We start from the raw sequence: 20,699 nt of genomic DNA, 5'->3' as shown, positions 1-20,699 counted from the left end.
TCACCGGGAAGAAAGGCGAGCGTCTGACTGAAAAAAGCGCGTTCTACATTATATGCCAGCGGGCGGGCTGCCCACTGGCATCTTTCTGAAAATCAGCATGAATTGCGCTGATTTAAGGCCGCGCTGACCGCCTGCAACAACGGCGGAACATCCATCTGTGGCAATACCACTTCTACCAGCGATAAACGCGGGCTGGCGTCAATGACCTTCATCACTTCAGTCAGCTGAACGTTCTCGACCACCCGCCAGCTTTGTGCCGGACAATGCAGGCTCAGCGCCTGCGGGAGTTGGGTCCAGTTCCAGGCTGCAATATCATTATAGCTCTGCTCAGCACCATGGATGGCCCGTTCTACCGTGTAGCCATCATTATTCAGCAGGAAAATAATCGGTTTCAGGCCATCACGCATCATCGAACTCAGCTCCTGAATGGTCAGCTGCGCCGAACCGTCGCCGATAATCAGGATCACCCGCCGTTCGGTATCGGCGGTTTGCGCGCCAAATGTTGCCGGTAAACTGTAACCAATCGATCCCCATAATGGCTGTACCAGCAGCTGGCAATTTTGCGGCAGGCGCAGCGCGGCGGCACCAAACGCGGCAGTACCCTGATCGGCCACCAGCAGGTCACCCGGCTGGATAAAATTCTGCATAGCCTGCCAGAACGCATTCTGACTCAGTTTCGCCCCTGACGCCGGCGGCAGCGCCGGTGGGGCGGGCGCGGTGTGGGTCCACTGTTGCTGATAATGTAAACTTAGCTGGTGCAGTGCCGCAACGGCCGCCTGCATTGGCAGGTTATCAAACTGACGGTCGCCAATCCGGCTGAAAAACGGCTGAATATCGATAAACCGTTGCGGGTCGATTTGCTGGGTAAAGCCGGCGGTAATGGTATCGCTGAAGCGCACGCCGACGGCAATTATCACCTCCGCCTCTTCAATGGCGCGGCGCGTGGACTCAATACTGGCGGCACCGGCATAGGTCCCGACAAAACCCGGCAGCTGTTCCGGCAGCACGCCTTTGCCCATTAATAAGGTGGCATACGGCAAATTAACCTGTTGCAGCCAGCTCGCCAGCTCGGGTGTCACTTTAAAACGATCGGCGAGAAAATCGGCCAGCAGCGAAACGCTTTTCGCCTGTGCCAACATCTGTTCTGCCGCGTCGCTGAACGCCGCCAGCGCGGCGCGGTAATCCGCAGCCGCTGGCAAGCTTAGCGCTGACTGCGGCAAGTCCGCCGGAGATGCCGCCACGTCAGTTGACAGCAACAGATAGCCGGGGCGGCGCTGCACCAGCACTTCAGCCAGCACGCGATCAATCTCTTCGCAGGCATTAGTCGGGGTTAACGCCGCCTGTGCAACGCTGACCGGCTGCGCCATGCGCAGAAACGGCGTAAAATCTCCTTCCCCCAGCGAATGGTGAATCAAATCACCCTGCTGCTGGGCGCTCAGTGAAGGCGCCCCCACAATATGTATTACCGGTACATACTCGGCATAGCTGCCGGCAATGCCGTTAATCGCACTTAATTCGCCAACGCCAAAGGTGGTAAGCAGCGCAGCGGCAGGTTTGCAGCGGGCGTAACCGTCGGCGGCATAGGCAGCATTCAGCTCATTGGTACAACCGACCCAGGCGAGCCGCGGATGGTCAATCACATGATCGAGAAATTGCAGATTATAGTCGCCGGGAACGCCAAAAAGATGATCGATACCGATTTCATTAAGTCGATGCAGCAGATAATCGCCAACCGTGGTAATGCTCATTATCGGACTCCTTACGAGCGGACTGAGCTTTAAGTATTGGATAAATAGCCATAACAGCGACCTGCCGATCGATGCTGAAACAACAGATGCTGGAAACTGAACGTTACGCGTGCGGAATTTTCTGTAAGTTGCGATGCAGGGCGCGGAACCGATTAGTGTAAACGCATACACTGCTATGCTGTAAGGCTTACCGACCCTCAATACTGCAGGATAAAAACATGCACTATCTTCCCGATGCCGGGCGCTACCAACAGATGGAATATCGCCGCTGCGGACGTAGCGGCCTGAAACTTCCAGCGATTTCGCTGGGTTTATGGCATAACTTCGGCGATAACACACTGCTGGAGAACAGCCGTAATCTGCTGCGTCATGCTTTTGATCGTGGCATTACCCATTTTGATCTGGCTAATAACTATGGCCCACCGCCAGGTTCGGCTGAGGAGAATTTCGGGCGTATCCTGCGCGAGGATTTTCGCCCCTTCCGTGACGAACTGATTATCTCGTCCAAAGCGGGTTATACCATGTGGGACGGGCCTTACGGCGACTGGGGATCGCGTAAGTATCTGGTTACCAGCCTTGATCAAAGCCTGAAGCGCATGGGGCTGGAGTATGTTGATATCTTCTATCACCATCGTCCGGACCCGGAAACCCCGCTGGAAGAAACCATGGGCGCGCTGGATCATCTGGTACGCCAGGGCAAGGCGCTGTATGCCGCGATCTCAAATTATCCGGCGGATCTGGCGCAACAGGCGATCGCTATCCTGCGCGATCTCGGTACGCCATGCCTGATCCATCAGCCAAAATACTCCATGTTTGAACGCGCCCCAGAAGACGCATTGCTGGATGTACTGGAACAAGGCGGCGTCGGCAGTATCGCTTTCTCACCGCTGGCTGGCGGCATGCTGACCGATCGTTATTTGCAGGGAGTACCGCAAGATTCACGCGCCGCCAGCGGCAGTCGTTTCCTGAGCAGCGAGCAACTGACAGAAGAGAAGATGGCAAAAGTGCGTCAGCTTAATCAGCTGGCGACAGAGCGCGGTCAGAAGCTGTCGCAAATGGCGCTGGCATGGGTGCTGCGCGGCGATCGCGTCACCTCGGTATTGATCGGTGCCAGTAAAACCAGCCAGATTGATGATGCAGTTGGCATGCTGGCCAATCGTCACTTCAGCGCACAACAGCTGGAACAGATTGAAGCCATTTTAGTGTAAGCGTTTACCCCGCCGTTTCGACGGCGGTTTTCCCCGATGCAGATTTGTCTCAAATTCAATTTTGTTGCTATTTTTCAGAAACTCCCCGAAAGATTACGTTGCGCACTCAGGATAATCTTGCCTGACCCAGCGGTGTAGCCTGCCGTTGATAAGGAGATAATATGAAACGTGCCATTATTTTTGCCGCCTTGCTGGCAAGCTTATCGCCTTTGGCTATCCACACAGCACAAGCCAATAGCGCAGAAATTACTTTATTACCCGGTGTGACGCTGCATCTGGGAGACCGTGACGACCGTGGCCAGTACTGGGACGGTGGCCGCTGGCGCGATGATCGCTGGTGGCGTGATAATTATCAGTGGGAAAAAGGACGCTGGTGGCGACATGAAGAGTGGCGTCGTCATAAAGAGCGTGAGCGCGAGCACGCCTGGCATGAACAGCAGCGCAAGCGCGAGTGGAAACATCGTGAGCGCGAACGCCGCCATCAGCAACACGAATGGAAAAAACATCATCGCCATCATCACGATGACTGATAGCTGAATCGGGGGGCCGTTTTTCGGCTCCCCGACAGGACTAAGCTAAAGCCCCAGCGCCATTCCCACCAGCAGATAGAGATTTAACGCCACCACCAGCAGCACTATCACTTTGCCGGTATTTTGCATCAGGCGGGAATTAACCATATCGCCCATCAGTTCGCGATTGCCGGTGAATGCCAGCAGCGGCACCAGCGCCAGTGCAATACCGAAGCTCAGCAGCACCTGACTCATCACCAGAATTCGCGTCGGATCCCAACCCGCCATAATGACAATAAAGGAAGGCAGCATTGTCACTACCCGACGAATCCACAGCGGAATATGGAAACGGATGAAGCCCTGCATTACCACTTGCCCCGCCAACGTACCCACCACCGTTGACGACAGCCCCGCCGCGACCAGACTCAGACCAAATACCGTGGCAGCCGCATGGCTGAGCAACGGCTCTAAAGTCAGGTAAGCCTGTTCAAGATCGGCAATACCGCTGTGTCCGCTAAAGTGGAATGCCGCCGCTGCCGTCGCCATCATCGCCAGGTTAACGAAACCGGCAATCGTCATGGCTATCGCCACATCCAGTTTCGTGGCTGAATAGCGCTCAGCGCGCGAGTTACCATCACCGCGCTGCGTCAGCGATGAGTGCAAATAAATCACATGCGGCATAATGGTCGCCCCCAGCACACCGGCTGCCAGGAACACCGCATCGGCGGTCGGCAGTGAAGGGATCGCCATGCCCTGCAGCAGATCGACCACTTTCGGCTGTGAGAAAACCAGCTCGATGATATAGGCGGCCGCAACGAACAGAAGCAGACCGGCAATCACCAGTTCAAGTGGTTTCTGCCCTCGGCTTTGCAGCATCAGAATCAGGAAGGTCGCGACGCCGGTCAGTACCGCTCCCTGCAACAGAGTGACGCCAAGCAGCAGCTTAAAACCAATCGCCGCGCCGATAAACTCCGCCAGATCGGTTGCCATGGCGATAATTTCCGCCTGCACCCAATAGAACCATACCGCCGGACGTGGAAAACGATCGCGAATATGTTCCGCGAGATTTTTGCCGGTAGCGATACCCAGCTTGGCCGACATCAGCTGGATCAGCATCGCCATCACGTTGGCCCACACCACCACCCACAGCAGCTTATAGCCGTAGGATGCACCCGCCTGGATATTGGTGGCAAAGTTGCCGGGATCGATATAACCAATCGCCGCAATAAAGGCTGGCCCCATCAGGGCTAATTTAACTTTGCGAACTCCGCGTGCAGCACGTTGCGCGGTGCGGCTCTCTGACATTTTGCTGCCTCTTGCCTGAAATGCTTAACTATCCTTCAGGATAAGGATTCTCAAGCGGGTGTGAATGAGTTTATAGCGATTAGTGTAATAGCCAGCGCTATAAAGTATAGCCTTTGCTATAAATTGAAACACAATAATTGAGCGATAATTATCAGCTGTCGCCCCACTGTAAGACAGAAACAGAAGGTTAACAACTCACCAGCCGCTTTTTCAAACCGCTTGCAGATGTGATCTGTCAGGCTTTTCTGACGCCTCAAGGTATAGCTAATTGTTATAATGTGGTTTTGATCTCGTTTTTGCGCCTCGCGTTACATAGAATACACAGCGAAATATAACCTGCCTCATATTTGGAGCAATCATGTCCCGCATTCTGCACTTTGCTTTGGCGCTAGGGGTTGTGGCGTTACTGGCCTTACTGGTCAGCAGCGATCGCAAAAACATCCGCGTTCGTTTTGTCATACAGCTGCTGGTAATTGAGGTTCTGCTTGCCTGGTTCTTCCTGAACTCGGAAATCGGCCTCGGATTTGTACAAGGCTTTTCGGATTTCTTTGAGAAATTACTCAAATTTGCCGCAGAAGGGACAAATTTTGTCTTTGGCGGAATGTCGGATAAAGGGTTGGCGTTCTTCTTCCTGAATGTACTCTGCCCTATTGTCTTTATCTCTGCACTGATCGGTATTTTGCAACACTTCCGTATCCTGCCGATAGTTATTCGCGCAATCGGGACCGTGCTGTCAAAAGTCAACGGCATGGGCAAGCTGGAATCCTTTAATGCGGTAAGCTCACTGATTTTGGGACAATCAGAAAACTTTATCGCCTATAAGGATATTCTTGGCAAAATGTCACAGCGTCGCATGTACACCATGGCCGCTACGGCGATGTCCACGGTGTCGATGTCGATTGTCGGTGCCTATATGACCATGCTTCAGCCGAAATATGTGGTAGCAGCACTGATCCTGAATATGTTCAGTACCTTTATTGTGCTGTCGTTGATCAACCCGTATCGGGTAGACGGTGAGGAAGATCTGCAACTGGCCAATACGCATAAAGGCCAGAGCTTCTTTGAAATGCTGGGCGAGTATATTCTGGCCGGTTTTAAAGTGGCAATTATCGTTGCGGCGATGCTGATCGGCTTTATCGCGCTGATCTCGGCGGTCAATGCGCTGTTTGATGCCGTTTTTGGTATCAGCTTCCAGGCGATTCTCGGTTATGTCTTCTTCCCGTTTGCCTGGATGATGGGCGTGCCGACGCATGAAGCGTTACAGGTTGGCAGTATTATGGCGACGAAACTGGTGTCGAATGAGTTTGTTGCGATGATGGATCTGCAGAAAATCGCGGGTCAGTTGTCACCACGCGGTGAAGGCATCCTGTCAGTGTTCCTGGTCTCATTCGCTAACTTCTCATCCATCGGGATTGTTGCCGGTGCGATTAAAGGTTTGCATGAAGAACAGGGTAACGTGGTTTCGCGCTTTGGCCTGAAACTGCTGTACGGTTCAACGCTGGTCAGCGTGCTTTCGGCATCGATTGCCGGTCTGGTACTGTAATCAGCCGCAGGGGTCAGCTTTAGCTGGCTCCTGCGTTTCTTATCTGCCGTCACACTCCCGCCAGTAAGCGCTTCCTACGTCTTCACTCCGCGAATAAAACGTAAAAAACAGCAACGAAAAAACATCCGCCTGAGCAGATTATTATCACAATCGAGGAGTTTCAGATAATTTGGTGGAGATAAGCGGGATCGAACCGCTGACCTCTTGCATGCCATGCAAGCGCTCTCCCAGCTGAGCTATACCCCCACTACAGAGATGCGTTTTTCAGTTCCAAATCTGCTGGAGTAGATTTGGTGGAGCTAAGCGGGATCGAACCGCTGACCTCTTGCATGCCATGCAAGCGCTCTCCCAGCTGAGCTATAGCCCCAAACCGAAAAACAGTGTCGTATCGACGGACGGCATAATATGAAACCGTCAGAAGGGTGTCAACGGCAAAATAGCTTTCTGAGTGCGATCGCTGAAAAAGGCGTCAACAGTGGCTGAAATAACTGATATTTGCTGATGCTTTGCCGGTTATTGCCCCTTCGGCTGGCCAAATGACAAACAGTTAAGATTTATCACTGCTTTAGCGCCGCTGGCCCGGCAGCTGTTAATGACAGGTTAACAATGACACAAAAAGTCACTTGTTTTTGTTAATTTCCCGTGCAAGACTTCGCGCGCTAATTATTAATCAAAATCCCCCGCTGCTGCGCCAGACCTGCTCAGCCAGCATTCCGCGGCAGATTTTGGTCTTATTTTTATTTAACAAATACACCAGAGCTATTATGTCCTTGCATTCACCTAAAGAAATCGCAGCAATCGCTATCCAGGCGGGTGTGACGAAGAGTCACGCTTCTGTTTCCACTTTATTGATTCTTGGTTTTATGGCTGGCGCCTTTATCGCTACCGGCTTCCTGCTCGACATCCACGTTATCAATAGCCTGCCAGCAGAATGGGGCTCGTTTGGCGGCCTGTTAGGCGCGGCGGTGTTCCCGGTGGGGATTATTATGACGGTACTGGCCGGCGGCGAGCTGCTGACCGGTAATATGATGACGCTGCCGGTTGCCTGGTTTGCGCGTCAGATCAGCGGCGTTAGCGTGATGCGTAACTGGTTTTGGGTCACCGTGTCTAACTTTGCCGGCAGCATTGCGGTCGCCTGGTTCTTCGGCCATATGCTCGGCCTGACTGAAGGCGATTACCTGAAAAAAACCGTGGCGATTGCCACAGCTAAAGTTAATGCCGACTTTATGCATGCGTTTATTTCCGGCATCGGCTGTAACTGGCTGGTTTGTCTGGCAGTGTGGCTGGCATTTGCCAGTAAAGATGTGGTCGGCAAAATCTTCGGTATGTGGTTCCCGGTGATGGCGTTTGTTGCCATCGGGTTCCAGCACGTTGTTGCCAACATGTTTATCATTCCGGCGGCGATTTTCGCGGGTTATCTGAGCTGGGCAGAATACTTGCCTAACTTTATTGCCGTGTTCCTCGGTAATGCCGTCGGTGGTGCCGTATTTGTTGGCCTCGCTTACTATCTCGCTTACCGTCCTGCCACTCAAAACATTAACGCTACGCGCTAATTCCCCCTGCCCTTTGCCGTCCGGCAGAGGGCAATTTATGCTCTGGCTCGCAATTTCCGATCCGTTAGTTATTCCTTTAGCGAATTATTGTAATATGTTCCGCTAATACATTCGTTACAGGGACTGAAACGTGAAAAAGGACTGGTTAACACCTGAAGAGCTGGCGAAGGTGACGGGATATAGTCGTCAAACCATCAACAAATGGATTAAACGTGAATGCTGGACCACTGCGCCTAAACCCGGAGTTCAGGGTGGTAAAGCGCGGATGATTCATATCGATGAGCGGGTAAAAGAGTTTCTGAAATCAACGCGTCATGCAGCTGAACCTTCTGCTGCCTATGTGGTGAATCAGAATCCTCTGCCAGGCCTGCTGATCACCTCTCTACAGCAGATGACGTCGGAAGAACAGGCGAAACTGTCGGCATTACTGGTGCGTGAAGGCATTCAGGGTATTTTGCAGCGGTTGGGTATCAGCGAAGAGTAAAAAAAACCGGAAGCAGCCAGGCTGTTTCCGGTTTTTTGTTGATGGCTTAAGGATTAAGCCTGGGCTTCGCGCTCTGCAATAAAGCCCAGCGCTTTTTCAATCCGCGCCACTGAACGAGACTTACCGATCGCCTGAACGGTCACGTCCAGCGCTGGCGACTGACCAGCACCGGTCACCGCCACACGCAGCGGCATACCCACCTTGCCCATGCCCACTTCCAGCTCATCTGCCGTAGCCTGAATGGCATGGTGAACATTTTCGGCCGTCCAGTCAGTGATTGCTGACAGTTTGTCACGCACCACTTCTAATGGCTGACGTGCAACCGGACGCAGGTGTTTTTTCGCCGCATCCGCATCAAACTCGTCAAACTCCTCATAGAAGTAGCGGCAGGAAGCAGCCATCTCTTTCAGGGTTTTGCAACGCTCGCCCAGCAGTTTAACCAGCTGTGCCAGCTCCGGGCCGGTGCGCGTATCGATATTTTCCTGCTCAATGTGCCATTGCAGATGGGTAGCAACATATTCCGGCGCCAGCGAGTTGATGTAGTGATGGTTCAGCCACTGCAGCTTTTCGGTGTTAAACGCACTGGCAGATTTACTTACCGCATCGATATCGAACAGTTCTTTCATCTCATCAACACTGAAGATCTCCTGATCGCCGTGGGACCAGCCCAGACGTACCAGATAGTTCAGCAATGCTTCCGGTAAATAGCCGTCGTCACGATACTGCATTACGCCGACCGCGCCATGACGCTTGGAGAGCTTTTTACCGTCGTCGCCCAGAATCATCGACACGTGAGCATACACCGGCACCTGTGCGCCAATGGCTTTCAGGATATTGATCTGGCGAGGCGTGTTATTGATATGGTCCTCACCACGAATAACGTGGGTGATTTCCATATCCCAGTCGTCAATTACCACACAGAAGTTATAGGTCGGAGAACCGTCGGTACGACGGATAATCAGATCGTCCAGCTCCTGGTTGCTGAATTCAATCGGACCACGGATCTGGTCGTCAAAAATGACTGAGCCTTCCTGCGGGTTACGGAAACGTACCACGCAAGGTTCATCAGCAGCATGATGCTCGTGGCTGTCACGGCAGTGGCCGTCATAGCGTGGCTTCTCATTATTCGCCATCTGGTTTTCGCGCAGCGCGTCCAGACGCTCTCTTGAGCAGTAGCACTTATAGGCGGTTCCCGCTTCCAGCATCTCGTCAATCACCGCGTTGTAGCGATCAAAACGTTTAGTCTGATAGTACGGGCCTTCATCCCAGTCGAGGCTCAGCCAGTTCATACCGTCCATAATGGCGTCGATAGCCTGCTGCGTGGAGCGTTCCAGATCGGTATCTTCGATACGCAGTACAAACTCGCCACCCTGATGACGGGCAAACAGCCAGGAGTAAAGCGCGGTACGAGCGCCACCGACATGCAAATAGCCGGTTGGGCTTGGGGCGAAGCGGGTTTTGATTTTCATTAAACGGTGCCTTATTACGCGGATGCGCTGACAAATTACCTGATGGACTAATTTGGCGCTGAGTTAATTGCCTTCATTCTACCACCTGACGGCGATTCCTCAACGACCTTCCCCCGGCCGCCCGCGGTGGATGGTGGAATAACGCACAGGAAAACAGCGGTTTTGCTTAAAACGACAACAGCCTGACTAAAATTAAGCCGAACGAACATTTTAATTTTAAAAAGCGTTGACTCATTTCGTCGGATCCCTATAATGCGACTCCACACAGCGGGGGTGATTAGCTCAGTTGGTAGAGCATCTCCTTTACACGGAGGGGGTCGGCGGTTCGAGCCCGTCATCACCCACCATCTCTAAGATGGCCGCAGTGGTAGCAAGAGAGTTGAGACATGGGCGATTAGCTCAGTTGGTAGAGCATCTCCTTTACACGGAGGGGGTCGGCGGTTCGAGCCCGTCATCGCCCACCATGACTCAACACACATAAGTGTCTTGCTAAGCAGTAACGAAATGGGTGATTAGCTCAGTTGGTAGAGCATCTCCTTTACACGGAGGGGGTCGGCGGTTCGAGCCCGTCATCACCCACCATTTCGGGTCGTTAGCTCAGTTGGTAGAGCAGTTGACTTTTAATCAATTGGTCGCAGGTTCGAATCCTGCACGACCCACCAAATTTAGAAAAAAGCACCCTCTGGGTGCTTTTTTTGTTTCTGACGCTGAAAACCGCTCACCTGTAATCACCTGACCCGCATCAGGCACACTCGCCGCTAAAGAAATCGACACAGATCACAAAATTACATCAAGTTTTCGACACTGATGCCGATTTACCCCTCTTCGACCAGCGCAACGATAAGCGCTAAGCGTATTTAATTCAGAGGGATATAAGTGAAAGCTTCAGTTAAAAATTTAAAAGTCGGCATTCGGCTTGGCGCGGCCTTTGGCCTGGTGATTCTACTGTTGATCATCGTCAGCGCCACGGCGATTGTAAAAACCAGCAATATTAATCAGGCGATTGAAAATATCGTTAACGACCGCTACGCCAAAGTACGGCTGGCGTTTGAAGCGCGTGACGGTGTAAACGATCAGATTAAATTTTTGCGCGGGATGGTGATTGATACGGCAAAGACCGATTATAACCAAAAACGCCTGGTGCAGCTCGAACGCTCGGTTCAGCAAACGGATACTGCCATTGCGCAAATAGCCAAACTGCAATCTACCGCCGTCGGCCAGAAAAAAATTCAGGCGGTTATCGAGGCCGGACAACAGTATGCCCGTGCCAGACAACAGCTGATTGCTCTGATTCAGGCGGGTAACGCCGAGGAAGCCGCAGAGTTTGCCCTGCGCAATATCACCGCCACGCAAAATGCATTTCTCGATATCGTGGTCAAATTTGCTGATTCACAATCCGGGCAGTTACAGGACGAAGGCAAGAAAGCCGTAGCGGATGCCACTACCGCGATCAATGTCACCTTAATTTTCTCCGCGCTGGCGATCATTGCCGCGATTATTCTCGGCCTGCTGCTGACGCGCTCGATTGTTCGTCCGTTACGCGAAGCGGTCAGTATTGCTGAAAACGTCGCCGCAGGCGATTTGCGCACCGACATTCAGATCAATTCTGGCGATGAGACTGGCCAGCTGATGCAGGCGCTAAAGAATATGAATGATAACCTGCTGAAAATTGTGACTGAAGTACGCGCCGGCACCGATCTGATTGCCAACGCTTCCGGTGAAATTTCCGCCGGCAATATGGATCTCTCTGCACGTACCGAACAGCAGGCAAGCTCACTGGAAGAGACGGCTTCGGCGATGGAACAGATGACCTCCACCGTTAAGCAGAATGCCGATAACGCGCGCCAGGCTAACCAATTGGCCGCTCAGGCTTCAAAAGTGGCGCTACAGAGCGGCGATGCGGTGAAACAGGTGGTGAGCACCATGGAGATGATCAACAGTTCGTCGAAAAAGATTGTCGATATTATCAGCGTTATCGACGGCATTGCTTTCCAGACCAATATTCTGGCACTGAACGCCGCGGTGGAAGCCGCACGCGCCGGTGAACAAGGTCGTGGTTTTGCCGTCGTCGCCGCTGAAGTGCGTAGCCTGGCACAGCGCTCCGCTTCCGCTGCCAAAGAGATTGCACAGCTAATCGGCGATTCGGTAGCGAAAGTCGATGAAGGCGGCAAGCAGGTTGCCAGAGCCGGTACCACCATGGAAGAAGTGTTGAGCAGCGTGAAAAGCGTTAGCGAAATTATCGGGGAAATTTCTATCGCCAGCTCCGAGCAAAGCACCGGCATTGACGAAATTAATATGGCGATCACCCAAATGGATCAGGTTACCCAGCAAAACGCCGCGCTGGTGAATGAATCAGCGGCGGCAGCACAGTCGATGCAGGAACAGGCCGACCAGCTATCTCAGGCGATGCAGGTATTTAAAACCGCCTAAATCACCGCCCGGCATAACAACGGATTAAAACGCCGGATTCGCTTCTCGCTGTTGCGTCAGCAGTATCGCCTGCTGACGCACTTCCTGCCAGATAGCTTCTGCTGCTGGCGATAACGAGCGATTTTTGCGCCGAATCAGCATCAGCGTACGGTTTATCTCCGGGAAAATACGCCGCACCATGAGGGGCCGCCCTTCTGGCAACGGCAATGCCAGCGCCGGTAAAATACTGATGCCTATCCCCGCTTCGACCATTGGATACAGCGTTGCCGGATGACCAATCTCCTGCACTATCTCTGCCTGCACCTGCTGTTCGCGTAACGCTTCATCGATCAGCCAGCGGCTGCCCGAGGCATAATCCTGTAAAACCATCGTACGACCATTCAGTAGCGACCAGCTGATTTGAGGCGCGCTCGCCAGCGTGTCGTCACGCCGACACAACAGCAGGAACGGCTCATCCAGAATCGGCTCACAGGCAAAGTCCGGCGATTGTAACGGGCCAACCACGATGCCAAAATCCACTTCGGCATTACGCACGCTTTGCAATACCCACTGCTGCGGCCGGTCGCGCAACATGATTTTGATATCCGGGAAAGTCTGCTGACTGGCCGCCAGCGTTTGTGGCATCAGCTGCGCTGAAATGGTCTGGCTGGCGGCAACACGCACCGTCCCGCTCCGCTGCTGCCCATAGCTACGCACATCCAGCAAGGTGGTATTCAGCTCCTCCAGCAGGCGCTCCAGTCGCGTGGCCAGCTGCTGCCCGGCTTCGGTCAGCATCACTTCACGCGTGGTTCTGTCCAGCAAACGAATTCCCATTTCAGCTTCCAGCTCTTTAATGCTGTGGCTGACCGCCGACTGGCTCAGGCCAATATGCAGGCCCGCCTGACTGAAACTGCCGTGCTGCGCGACGGCGACAAAAACTCTGAGCTGGCGAATACTGTAATTCATCGATTTAATTCATATATAAATTCAATAAATCAATTTTATTTCTAAAACCAGTCATCGCACAATAGCCGAATGTTCTAAATTAACCAGGCATTAACAAATGGGTATTTTCCGACTTGATCCAATGATGGTGAAACTGATTATCACCGTATTGCTGGCCAGCTTCCTGCCAGCGCGCGGTGATTTCGTGGTGTTTTTCCACTGGCTCACTACCGCCGCAATTGCGCTGCTGTTTTTTATGCACGGTGCCAAGCTATCGCGCGATAAAATTATCGCCGGTAGCAGCCACTGGCGGTTGCATCTGTGGGTGATGTTCAGCACCTTTGTGCTGTTTCCGGCCATCGGCCTGCTGTTTGCCTGGTGGCATCCGCTAAAAGTCGGTGACGACATTTATACCGGCTTTATGTATATGTGTATTCTGCCCGCTACCGTGCAGTCCGCCATCGCCCTCACCTCGCTGGCCGGCGGTAACGTCGCCGCTGCCATCTGTAGCGCCTCAGCCTCCAGTCTGCTCGGGGTATTTATTTCGCCACTGCTGGTTAGCCTGGTGATGGATATTCACAGTGACGGCGCGGGCGGCAATTTCGAACAGATCGGCAGTATTATGCTGCAACTGCTGCTGCCGTTTGTTATCGGGCACCTCTCCCGCCGCTGGATTGCGGCCTGGGTAGAAAAACATCGCAGCCTGATTGGCAAAATCGATCAGACATCGATTCTGCTGGTGGTTTACACCGCCTTCAGTGAAGCGGTAGTTAATGGCATCTGGAACAGCGTTGGCATTACCACACTGCTGTTTATCCTCGTCGGCTGTATCGGCATTCTGTTTGTGGTGCTGGTTATCAACCTGCTGGCGGCTCGCCTGTTTGGCTTCAGCCGGGCGGATGAGATCACCATTCTGTTCTGTGGTTCGAAAAAGAGCCTGGCAAACGGCGTACCGATGGCCAATATTCTGTTCCCGGCCTCAGCGGTGGGGATTATCGTGCTGCCGCTGATGATTTTTCACCAGGTGCAGCTGATGGTCTGTTCGATGATTGCTCAGCACTATAAGAAAAAAGGCGAAGCAGAAGCGGCCAAAGAGCTGGCAAGTCATCAAAACAAAGCGGTGGTTGAATCGCAGAAATAAACTGAAGCGGCTCGTGAACACGAGCCGCTTTTTTAATCGTTACGCCGTAAAGGCTGAACCAGGCCTTCGAGCCCCTCAACTTTAATCGCCAGCGTTAACGCCATCAGCTCGCCTAAATGCCCTTCAGGAAACTCCCCCTTGCGGGCAAACCACAGCAGATAAGGTTCCGGCAGGTCGATCAACACTCTTCCACGGTACTTACCAAACGGCATGACGGTATTGGCGATCTCAATCAGGTGCTCTTTTTCCATTTTACTCACCCAGCAGACGAATCATTTCAGCTTCATCAATGACTTCAATGCCCAGCTCCTGCGCCTTCGCCAGTTTCGAGCCTGCCGCTTCACCGGCAATCACCAGATCGGTTTTCTTCGACACGCTGCCGCTCACTTTAGCGCCCAGTGCGACTAACCTGGCTTTGGCGTCATCACGCGACAGAATAGTCAGGCTACCGGTCAACACCACGGTTTTGCCAGAGAACGGACTGTCGATCTCTTCTGGCTTAATCACTTCCACTGCCGGCCAGTGAATGCCGATATCCTCAACCAGTTGCCGAATAACCTCGCGGTTACTCTCTTCTTCCATAAAATTACGCAGATGGCTGGCCACCACGGTGCCAACATCCGGTACCGCGATCAGCGCGTCCAGGTCGGCATCCATGATTTTTTCCAGCTCGCCAAAATGCGCCGCCAGATTGGCTGCGGTGGCTTCTCCCACCTCCCGAATGCCTAGCGCATAGAGAAAACGCGCCAGCGTGGTCTGTTTGGCTTTATTCAGCGCGTCGACCACATTCTGTGCCGATTTCGGCCCCATGCGATCTAATCCGGTCAGCACACCTGCGCTCAGGCGGAACAGATCGGCTGGCGTTTTGACATACTCTTTGTCCACCAGCTGATCGATAATCTTCTCGCCCATACCGTCAACATCCATCGCGCGGCGCGAGACGAAATGCTTGAGCGCTTCTTTACGCTGCGCACCGCAAATCAGGCCGCCGGTACAGCGGGTCACGGCTTCACCCTCAACCCGCTCAACATCAGAGCCGCACACCGGACAATGTTCGGGGAACACAATCGCGCGCGTATCCTGCGGGCGTTCTGACTCCACCACGCCGACCACCTGCGGAATGACGTCACCAGCACGACGAATCACAACCCGGTCACCAATCTGTAAGCCAAGGCGCTCAATTTCATCGGCGTTATGCAGCGTGGCATTACTGACCATCACGCCGGCAACCTGCACCGGTTCCAGCCGCGCTACCGGCGTGATGGCGCCGGTACGTCCGACCTGAAACTCGACGTCACGCACCGTGGTCATCTGCTCCTGCGCCGGAAACTTAAACGCCACCGCCCAGCGCGGCGCACGCGCCACAAAGCCAAGCTGCTCCTGCAACTGCTGAGAGTCGACCTTGATCACTACGCCATCAATATCAAAACCGAGCGTCGGGCGATCGGCCTCAACCTGATGATAAAATTCCAGCACCTCTTCCGCACTGTGACACAGGCGAATACGATCGCTGACCGGTAAGCCCCAGGCTTTAAACTGCTGCAGACGCTGCCAGTGGCTGGCAGGCATTTCTCCGCCCTCCAGCAGGCCAAAGCCGTAGCAAAAAAACGTCAGTGGACGTTTAGCGGTAATGCGCGGGTCAAGCTGGCGCAATGAGCCTGCTGCGGCATTACGCGGGTTGGCAAACACCTTATTGCCGCTGCGCCGTGCTTCCTCATTAAGCTTTTCGAAGCCCGCCTGCGGCATAAACACTTCACCGCGCACTTCAACGCGTGCCGGAATGTTTTCCCCCTTCAGACGCAAAGGAATGGCGCGAATGGTGCGCACGTTAGCAGTGATATTCTCACCGGTGGTGCCATCGCCACGGGTTGCCGCCTGTACCAGCAAACCCTCTTCGTACAGCAGGCTGACCGCCAGGCCATCAAGTTTCAGTTCGCAGCAGAAGGTAATATCGTCAGTGGTTTTCAGCCGATCTTTTACCCGCTTATCGAAAGCGAGGTAAGTGGCTTCATCAAAGGCGTTATCCAGCGACAGCATTGGCACTTCATGACGCACCTGCTCAAATGCGCTCAGTGGCGCGGCACCGACGCGTTGCGTAGGTGAATCGGGAGTGATTAATTCAGGGTGTTGCGCTTCAAGTTCACGCAGTTCATTCATCAGGCGATCATATTCTGCATCCGGCACTTCCGGCGCATCCATAACGTGATACTGGTATTCGTGATGAACAAGCGTGGTTCGCAAATGGGTGATTTTGTTCTGTATGGATTCCATAAGCACCATCGGAGATAAAAAACCCCCGACAAGCGGGGGTTCAGGGGATAATGATTAAAACGTCGTCGTTCAGGCGTTTGCGTCGATCACATCGCGTATACGCGCTTTATACGTTTCCAGCTTCTGCGGCGTCATCATACGACGCTCATCATCCAGCACCACACCACCAACATCGTCAGCAATGCGCTGAGCCGATTGCAGCATCAGCTTAAAGTTCTGGTTGGCATCGCCATAGGACGGCACCATCATAAAGATCGAGACGCCAGGCGTGGAGAAATCAGACATCTCATCCGGGTTAAACGAACCGGGTTTCACCATATTCGCCAGGCTGAACAGCACCGGGCCGCTGCCCGCCGGGTTCAGATGACGATGGAAAATATTCATCTCGCCAAACTGGAAACCAGCCTGTAGCACACCCTGCAACAGCGCTTCACCGTTAATCACGCCACCGGCATGTGCGGCAACGTGCAGCACCAGTACGGTCTCTTTACTGCGCTCTTTTACTGGCTCAGCAACCGGCTGCGGCTGAAGCTCTTCAACGTCATCCTCGTCTTCATCCGGCTCATCGTCCAGTAGCGGATCAAACTGCGGTGCGGCTTTCACCGGCTGCGGTGCAGCAGCAGGTTCTGATCGACGCGCGGGTTCTGCCGCACGTGGCGGCTGCGCTTTAGGCTCAGCGGCATACGGCGGTTCAGCATCGAACAGCGGGTCAAGTTCAGGCGATTCTTCAACCGCAGGCAGATGGCGCGCCGGCTCGGGCTGCTTGCGAGGCGCAGGCTGACGCGGCGGTTCATCATCATCAGCCGCATCGAAGCCGCCAAATGACGGTTCATCATGCTTAGACGGTGAACGACGCACACGCACCTCACCAACGCCTTCATCGTCGTCGGTCTGGCTCTGTTGTTTATCGTGCTTTAAACGCTTGTGAGGGCGATCGCGAAAAACGGATGAACGCTCTTTACGGCTAGTCCAGAGGCCGTGAAGCAAAAGCGCTATTATGGCGATCGCGCCAACAACGATTAATATCAGACGCAAATCCTGCATCATTGTATTCTCTGTTGTTCCAATACCTTGCCACCGCGGCAAACTTTATCCTCTAACTGTATTTGCCCAAGTACACAAGTGCAAGTCTGTGCAGTATTTTCTGACAAATTAGATTGCGTCCGGACACTTATTTGCTGTTTTTTCGTCCAATTACCCGCTGGTCAGCGTAAAAAGCTGCGTTATGATAGCCTGCACCACCGCCAAATGGAGAAAAGCTGTCGATGGTTAGTGAGAATAGTCTTAATAGACATAATGGAATTCATTACTTCAGCCAGGGGTGGAAACTGATTCGCCTGCCGGGCATTCGTCGTTTCGTCATCCTGCCGCTACTGGTCAATATCTTACTGATGGGCGGCGCATTTATCTGGCTGTTCTGGCGACTGGGTCAATGGATCCCGGCGTTGATGGCGCATATTCCTGACTGGCTACAGTGGCTGAGCTACCTGCTGTGGCCGCTGACCGTCATTTCGATTGTGCTGGTATTCAGTTATCTGTTTTCTACTATAGCCAACCTGATTGCCGCACCGTTTTGCGGCCTGCTGGCCGAACAGCTGGAGGCGCGTCTCACCGGCCAGCCGTTGCCGGATAGCGGCTGGATTGGCCTGATGAAAGATACTCCGCGCATTATGAAGCGCGAATGGCAGAAGCTGGCCTATTACCTGCCGCGCGCATTGGGGCTGCTGTTGCTCTACTTTATTCCCGGCTTCGGTCAGACGGTGGCGCCGGTGCTGTGGTTTCTGTTCAGCGCCTGGATGCTGTCGATCCAGTACTGTGACTATCCGTTTGATAACCATAAAGTCAGTTTTCAGCAGATGCGTGCGGCGCTGCGCCAGAACAAAACCGACAATATGCAGTTCGGCGCGCTGGTCAGCCTGTTTACCATGATCCCAATTCTCAACCTGGCGATTATGCCGGTTGCCGTCTGCGGTGCCACCGCCATGTGGGTAGACCGTTATCGTGGTCAGCTGGGGCAACACCTGCGGACACCGTAATCCTGCCGATCCTGAGGGCGACGTTCTGGTCGCCCTCATCCTGCTGACTGTCGCGCCTTATGCCATTTCGCTAAGCCTTATTTCAGTCAATCATATACATATACGATTTCTTTCCTTCCTTGCAGAATTTGAAAGGGTATGCTCTTAGGGTTGCCAATATTTCATACAGTTAAGGACGGGCTATGAGTAAGATCTATGAAGACAACTCTTTGACAATCGGTCATACGCCGCTGGTTCGACTGAACCGCATCGGTAATGGGCGCATTCTGGCGAAGGTAGAATCCCGTAACCCAAGTTTCAGCGTCAAATGCCGTATCGGTGCCAATATGATTTGGGACGCAGAAAAACGTGGCATTCTGAAACCCGGCATTGAGTTGGTAGAGCCTACCAGTGGTAACACCGGTATTGCGCTGGCTTATGTTGCGGCTGCACGGGGTTACAAATTAACGCTTACCATGCCAGAAACCATGAGCGTAGAGCGTCGTAAGCTGCTGAAAGCGCTGGGCGCTAACCTGGTGCTGACCGAAGGTGCCAAGGGGATGAAAGGGGCGATTGCCAAAGCCGAAGAGATTGTGGCAAGCGATCCAGACAAGTTTGTGCTGCTGCAGCAGTTCAGCAACCCGGCCAACCCGGAAGTGCATGAAAAAACCACCGGCCCGGAAATCTGGGAAGATACCGATGGTGAAGTGGATGTATTTATTGCCGGTGTCGGTACTGGCGGTACGCTGACCGGCGTCAGCCGCTATATCAAGAATACCAAAGGCAAGAAAGAGCTGATTACCGTCGCCGTTGAGCCGACGGATTCCCCGGTTATCGCGCAGGCGCTGGCGGGTGACGAAATTAAACCAGGACCGCATAAAATCCAGGGTATCGGCGCAGGCTTTATTCCTGGTAACCTCGATCTTAAACTGGTCGACCGCGTCGTGGCGATCACCAATGAAGAATCCATTTCAACTGCCCGTCGTCTGATGGAAGAAGAAGGCATTCTGGCCGGTATTTCCTCAGGCGCAGCGGTAGCTGCCGCGCTGAAACTGCAGGAAGACGAAGCTTTCGCCAATAAAAATATCGTGGTGATCCTGCCCTCTTCCGGTGAACGCTACCTCAGTACCGCACTGTTTGCCGATCTGTTCACTGAAAAAGAGTTGCAGCAGTAACACAGACTCTGCTTGTCAGCGATTATTTGTGACGCGAAAAAGCCACATCCATCGAAAACGCTCCCCGGAGCGTTTTTTTATAGCACTGCAATTAGTCTTATTTGCGCAGCTTTACATATCGATTTTCGGGTAAAATTTCAGCGCAAAATCGCCGAAAATTCGCCTTGCGCAACCTGCGCAACGAGGTTTTTTTGTGACCGCCATCAAATTTTAATGGGGGTACAGATTGATTTTACCCTCCCTGGTCTGGTATTTAAGCTGCCAATTATTTCGATCCACAAAATTAATCGCCGCGCAAAATGGATCGAGCTGAATCGATTTACTGGTTTGGCGCAGCAGCGTAAAGCGCGGCATAATGGGAAGTGAGACAGCGAAACATTTTTATGATGTTGTGACGCTGTATCTTAATACCCTTAATTGCGCATTTTTTGGCGAGTCCTGTACTCATGCCAGCGCGACCAACACAGGCTAAAGTCCCGTCTCCAGGCTAGACTTTAGATCCACAACACCAAACCAATTAAGTTGGGGAAACATAATGTTCCAGCAAGAAGTGACAATTACCGCACCAAACGGTCTTCATACTCGCCCGGCTGCACAGTTCGTTAAAGAAGCTAAAGGCTTCGCTTCTGAAATCACCGTAACCTCCAATGGCAAATCTGCCAGCGCGAAGAGCCTGTTCAAGCTGCAGACTTTGGGTCTGACTCAGGGAACAGTTGTCACACTGTCTGCTGAAGGTGAAGATGAGCAACAAGCTGTTGAGCATCTGGTAAAACTGATGGCTGAGCTCGAGTAATTCGCCCAGTCTTTCAAGAAAGCTGTTTCATCAGGCTAGCTGAGTGCAAACACTTTGATCGCGGACATATTGTCCGCGTTATTGCTTCCGTAAAGTATGCTTTTGCAACATTGGCACTGCACTTCGCCTAA

At 53.1% G+C, this 20,699-nt stretch carries 17 protein-coding genes and 6 tRNA genes; 14 read left to right on the top strand and 9 right to left on the bottom strand.

Annotated elements, in window-relative coordinates; translation table 11 throughout:
- Positions 1–92: 92 nt before the first annotated feature.
- Positions 93–1,748, bottom strand: coding sequence for an alpha-keto acid decarboxylase family protein (locus tag ACP3TC_RS05845; protein WP_426817743.1), 1,656 nt, complete (start codon positions 1,746–1,748; stop codon positions 93–95).
- A gap of 218 nt (positions 1,749–1,966) precedes the next feature.
- Here ACP3TC_RS05845 and mgrA point away from each other — a divergent pair, with 218 nt between their 5' ends.
- Both mgrA and ACP3TC_RS05835 read left to right on the top strand, forming a co-directional pair.
- On the top strand, positions 1,967–2,956 hold the full coding sequence (gene mgrA / locus ACP3TC_RS05840; protein WP_426817742.1) for an L-glyceraldehyde 3-phosphate reductase: 990 nt from the start codon (positions 1,967–1,969) through the stop codon (positions 2,954–2,956).
- Between the two features lie 161 nt (positions 2,957–3,117).
- Entirely contained in the window at positions 3,118–3,486 is a 369-nt protein-coding gene (locus tag ACP3TC_RS05835; RefSeq protein ID WP_426817741.1) for a DUF2502 domain-containing protein, read from the top strand.
- A gap of 45 nt (positions 3,487–3,531) precedes the next feature.
- Here ACP3TC_RS05835 and ACP3TC_RS05830 read toward each other — a convergent pair whose 3' ends face one another.
- Positions 3,532–4,770 (bottom strand): Nramp family divalent metal transporter, encoded by a 1,239-nt coding sequence (locus ACP3TC_RS05830; protein ID WP_313853049.1) that lies wholly within the window; start codon positions 4,768–4,770, stop codon positions 3,532–3,534.
- A 358-nt stretch (positions 4,771–5,128) separates the two neighbouring features.
- Here ACP3TC_RS05830 and ACP3TC_RS05825 point away from each other — a divergent pair, with 358 nt between their 5' ends.
- Positions 5,129–6,313 (top strand): NupC/NupG family nucleoside CNT transporter, encoded by a 1,185-nt coding sequence (locus ACP3TC_RS05825; protein WP_313853050.1) that lies wholly within the window; start codon positions 5,129–5,131, stop codon positions 6,311–6,313.
- 170 nt (positions 6,314–6,483) lie between these two features.
- Here ACP3TC_RS05825 and ACP3TC_RS05820 read toward each other — a convergent pair.
- Positions 6,484–6,559 (bottom strand) — tRNA-Ala (locus tag ACP3TC_RS05820).
- A gap of 45 nt (positions 6,560–6,604) precedes the next feature.
- A tRNA-Ala gene (locus ACP3TC_RS05815) sits at positions 6,605–6,680 on the bottom strand.
- A gap of 397 nt (positions 6,681–7,077) precedes the next feature.
- On the opposite strand from ACP3TC_RS05815, the gene ACP3TC_RS05810 reads away from it, so the two are divergent.
- Positions 7,078–7,866: a formate/nitrite transporter family protein gene (locus ACP3TC_RS05810; protein WP_313853052.1), complete on the top strand. Its 789-nt coding sequence runs from the start codon at positions 7,078–7,080 to the stop codon at positions 7,864–7,866.
- A gap of 130 nt (positions 7,867–7,996) precedes the next feature.
- Complete coding sequence (locus ACP3TC_RS05805; protein WP_313853053.1) at positions 7,997–8,350, top strand: YfeC-like transcriptional regulator; 354 nt, start codon at positions 7,997–7,999, stop codon at positions 8,348–8,350.
- Between the two features lie 53 nt (positions 8,351–8,403).
- Here the strand turns inward: ACP3TC_RS05805 and gltX are convergent, their stop codons facing one another.
- Positions 8,404–9,819, bottom strand: a complete 1,416-nt coding sequence (gene gltX / locus ACP3TC_RS05800; RefSeq protein ID WP_313853055.1) for a glutamate--tRNA ligase — start codon at positions 9,817–9,819, stop codon at positions 8,404–8,406.
- Positions 9,820–10,090: 271 nt separating this feature from the next.
- Between gltX and ACP3TC_RS05795 the strand changes: the two genes are divergently transcribed.
- The 5 genes from ACP3TC_RS05795 (at position 10,091) to ACP3TC_RS05775 (ending at position 12,249) form a co-directional block, all read left to right on the top strand.
- Positions 10,091–10,166: transfer RNA gene (locus ACP3TC_RS05795), tRNA-Val, on the top strand.
- A gap of 41 nt (positions 10,167–10,207) precedes the next feature.
- Positions 10,208–10,283, top strand: a tRNA-Val gene (locus ACP3TC_RS05790).
- Between the two features lie 42 nt (positions 10,284–10,325).
- A tRNA-Val gene (locus ACP3TC_RS05785) sits at positions 10,326–10,401 on the top strand.
- A gap of 4 nt (positions 10,402–10,405) precedes the next feature.
- Positions 10,406–10,481: transfer RNA gene (locus ACP3TC_RS05780), tRNA-Lys, on the top strand.
- Positions 10,482–10,695: 214 nt separating this feature from the next.
- Entirely contained in the window at positions 10,696–12,249 is a 1,554-nt protein-coding gene (locus ACP3TC_RS05775; protein ID WP_313853057.1) for a methyl-accepting chemotaxis protein, read from the top strand.
- 24 nt (positions 12,250–12,273) lie between these two features.
- Here ACP3TC_RS05775 and ACP3TC_RS05770 read toward each other — a convergent pair whose 3' ends face one another.
- On the bottom strand, positions 12,274–13,194 hold the full coding sequence (locus ACP3TC_RS05770) for a LysR family transcriptional regulator (RefSeq protein ID WP_426817740.1): 921 nt from the start codon (positions 13,192–13,194) through the stop codon (positions 12,274–12,276).
- Between the two features lie 97 nt (positions 13,195–13,291).
- Here ACP3TC_RS05770 and ACP3TC_RS05765 point away from each other — a divergent pair, with 97 nt between their 5' ends.
- The gene (locus ACP3TC_RS05765; protein WP_313853060.1) at positions 13,292–14,314 is read left to right on the top strand and encodes a bile acid:sodium symporter family protein; all 1,023 of its coding nucleotides are present in this window, start codon (positions 13,292–13,294) and stop codon (positions 14,312–14,314) included.
- A 32-nt stretch (positions 14,315–14,346) separates the two neighbouring features.
- Here ACP3TC_RS05765 and ACP3TC_RS05760 read toward each other — a convergent pair whose 3' ends face one another.
- From ACP3TC_RS05760 to zipA, 3 genes are all read right to left on the bottom strand, one after another.
- The gene (locus tag ACP3TC_RS05760) at positions 14,347–14,565 is read right to left on the bottom strand and encodes a DUF3820 family protein (RefSeq protein ID WP_313853061.1); all 219 of its coding nucleotides are present in this window, start codon (positions 14,563–14,565) and stop codon (positions 14,347–14,349) included.
- A gap of 1 nt (position 14,566) precedes the next feature.
- Positions 14,567–16,585, bottom strand: a complete 2,019-nt coding sequence (gene ligA, locus ACP3TC_RS05755; protein ID WP_313853062.1) for an NAD-dependent DNA ligase LigA — start codon at positions 16,583–16,585, stop codon at positions 14,567–14,569.
- A 69-nt stretch (positions 16,586–16,654) separates the two neighbouring features.
- Positions 16,655–17,632: a cell division protein ZipA gene (zipA, locus tag ACP3TC_RS05750; protein WP_313853064.1), complete on the bottom strand. Its 978-nt coding sequence runs from the start codon at positions 17,630–17,632 to the stop codon at positions 16,655–16,657.
- 218 nt (positions 17,633–17,850) lie between these two features.
- Between zipA and cysZ the strand changes: the two genes are divergently transcribed.
- The 3 genes from cysZ to ptsH all read left to right on the top strand — a co-directional run bounded on the left by cysZ (position 17,851) and on the right by ptsH (position 20,568).
- Positions 17,851–18,621 (top strand): sulfate transporter CysZ, encoded by a 771-nt coding sequence (gene cysZ, locus ACP3TC_RS05745; RefSeq protein WP_313853066.1) that lies wholly within the window; start codon positions 17,851–17,853, stop codon positions 18,619–18,621.
- Positions 18,622–18,803: 182 nt separating this feature from the next.
- Positions 18,804–19,775: a cysteine synthase A gene (cysK, locus tag ACP3TC_RS05740; protein WP_313853068.1), complete on the top strand. Its 972-nt coding sequence runs from the start codon at positions 18,804–18,806 to the stop codon at positions 19,773–19,775.
- Positions 19,776–20,310: 535 nt separating this feature from the next.
- Positions 20,311–20,568, top strand: a complete 258-nt coding sequence (gene ptsH / locus ACP3TC_RS05735) for a phosphocarrier protein Hpr (RefSeq protein ID WP_128179220.1) — start codon at positions 20,311–20,313, stop codon at positions 20,566–20,568.
- Positions 20,569–20,699: the final 131 nt, after the last annotated feature.

Source organism: Winslowiella sp. 2C04 (assembly GCF_050037805.1).
In the GTDB taxonomy this organism is placed as follows: domain Bacteria; phylum Pseudomonadota; class Gammaproteobacteria; order Enterobacterales; family Enterobacteriaceae; genus Erwinia; species Erwinia toletana_A.
Note: the sequence above shows the minus strand (reverse complement) of the source record. Positions and strands in the feature narration are given on the sequence as shown.

Bases quoted from the DNA above. Each gene is read 5' to 3' on its own strand.
- ACP3TC_RS05835 (WP_426817741.1), top strand. From the start codon at position 3,118: ATGAAACGTGCCATTATTTTTGCCGCCTTGCTGGCAAGCTTATCGCCT.
- gltX (WP_313853055.1), bottom strand. From the start codon at position 9,819: ATGAAAATCAAAACCCGCTTCGCCCCAAGCCCAACCGGCTATTTGCAT.
- mgrA (WP_426817742.1), top strand. From the start codon at position 1,967: ATGCACTATCTTCCCGATGCCGGGCGCTACCAACAGATGGAATATCGC.
- ACP3TC_RS05760 (WP_313853061.1), bottom strand. From the start codon at position 14,565: ATGGAAAAAGAGCACCTGATTGAGATCGCCAATACCGTCATGCCGTTT.
- cysK (WP_313853068.1), top strand. From the start codon at position 18,804: ATGAGTAAGATCTATGAAGACAACTCTTTGACAATCGGTCATACGCCG.
- ACP3TC_RS05830 (WP_313853049.1), bottom strand. From the start codon at position 4,770: ATGTCAGAGAGCCGCACCGCGCAACGTGCTGCACGCGGAGTTCGCAAA.
- ACP3TC_RS05810 (WP_313853052.1), top strand. From the start codon at position 7,078: ATGTCCTTGCATTCACCTAAAGAAATCGCAGCAATCGCTATCCAGGCG.
- ligA (WP_313853062.1), bottom strand. From the start codon at position 16,585: ATGGAATCCATACAGAACAAAATCACCCATTTGCGAACCACGCTTGTT.
- zipA (WP_313853064.1), bottom strand. From the start codon at position 17,632: ATGATGCAGGATTTGCGTCTGATATTAATCGTTGTTGGCGCGATCGCC.
- cysZ (WP_313853066.1), top strand. From the start codon at position 17,851: ATGGTTAGTGAGAATAGTCTTAATAGACATAATGGAATTCATTACTTC.
- ACP3TC_RS05845 (WP_426817743.1), bottom strand. From the start codon at position 1,748: ATGAGCATTACCACGGTTGGCGATTATCTGCTGCATCGACTTAATGAA.
- ACP3TC_RS05825 (WP_313853050.1), top strand. From the start codon at position 5,129: ATGTCCCGCATTCTGCACTTTGCTTTGGCGCTAGGGGTTGTGGCGTTA.
- ACP3TC_RS05770 (WP_426817740.1), bottom strand. From the start codon at position 13,194: ATGAATTACAGTATTCGCCAGCTCAGAGTTTTTGTCGCCGTCGCGCAG.
- ptsH (WP_128179220.1), top strand. From the start codon at position 20,311: ATGTTCCAGCAAGAAGTGACAATTACCGCACCAAACGGTCTTCATACT.
- ACP3TC_RS05765 (WP_313853060.1), top strand. From the start codon at position 13,292: ATGGGTATTTTCCGACTTGATCCAATGATGGTGAAACTGATTATCACC.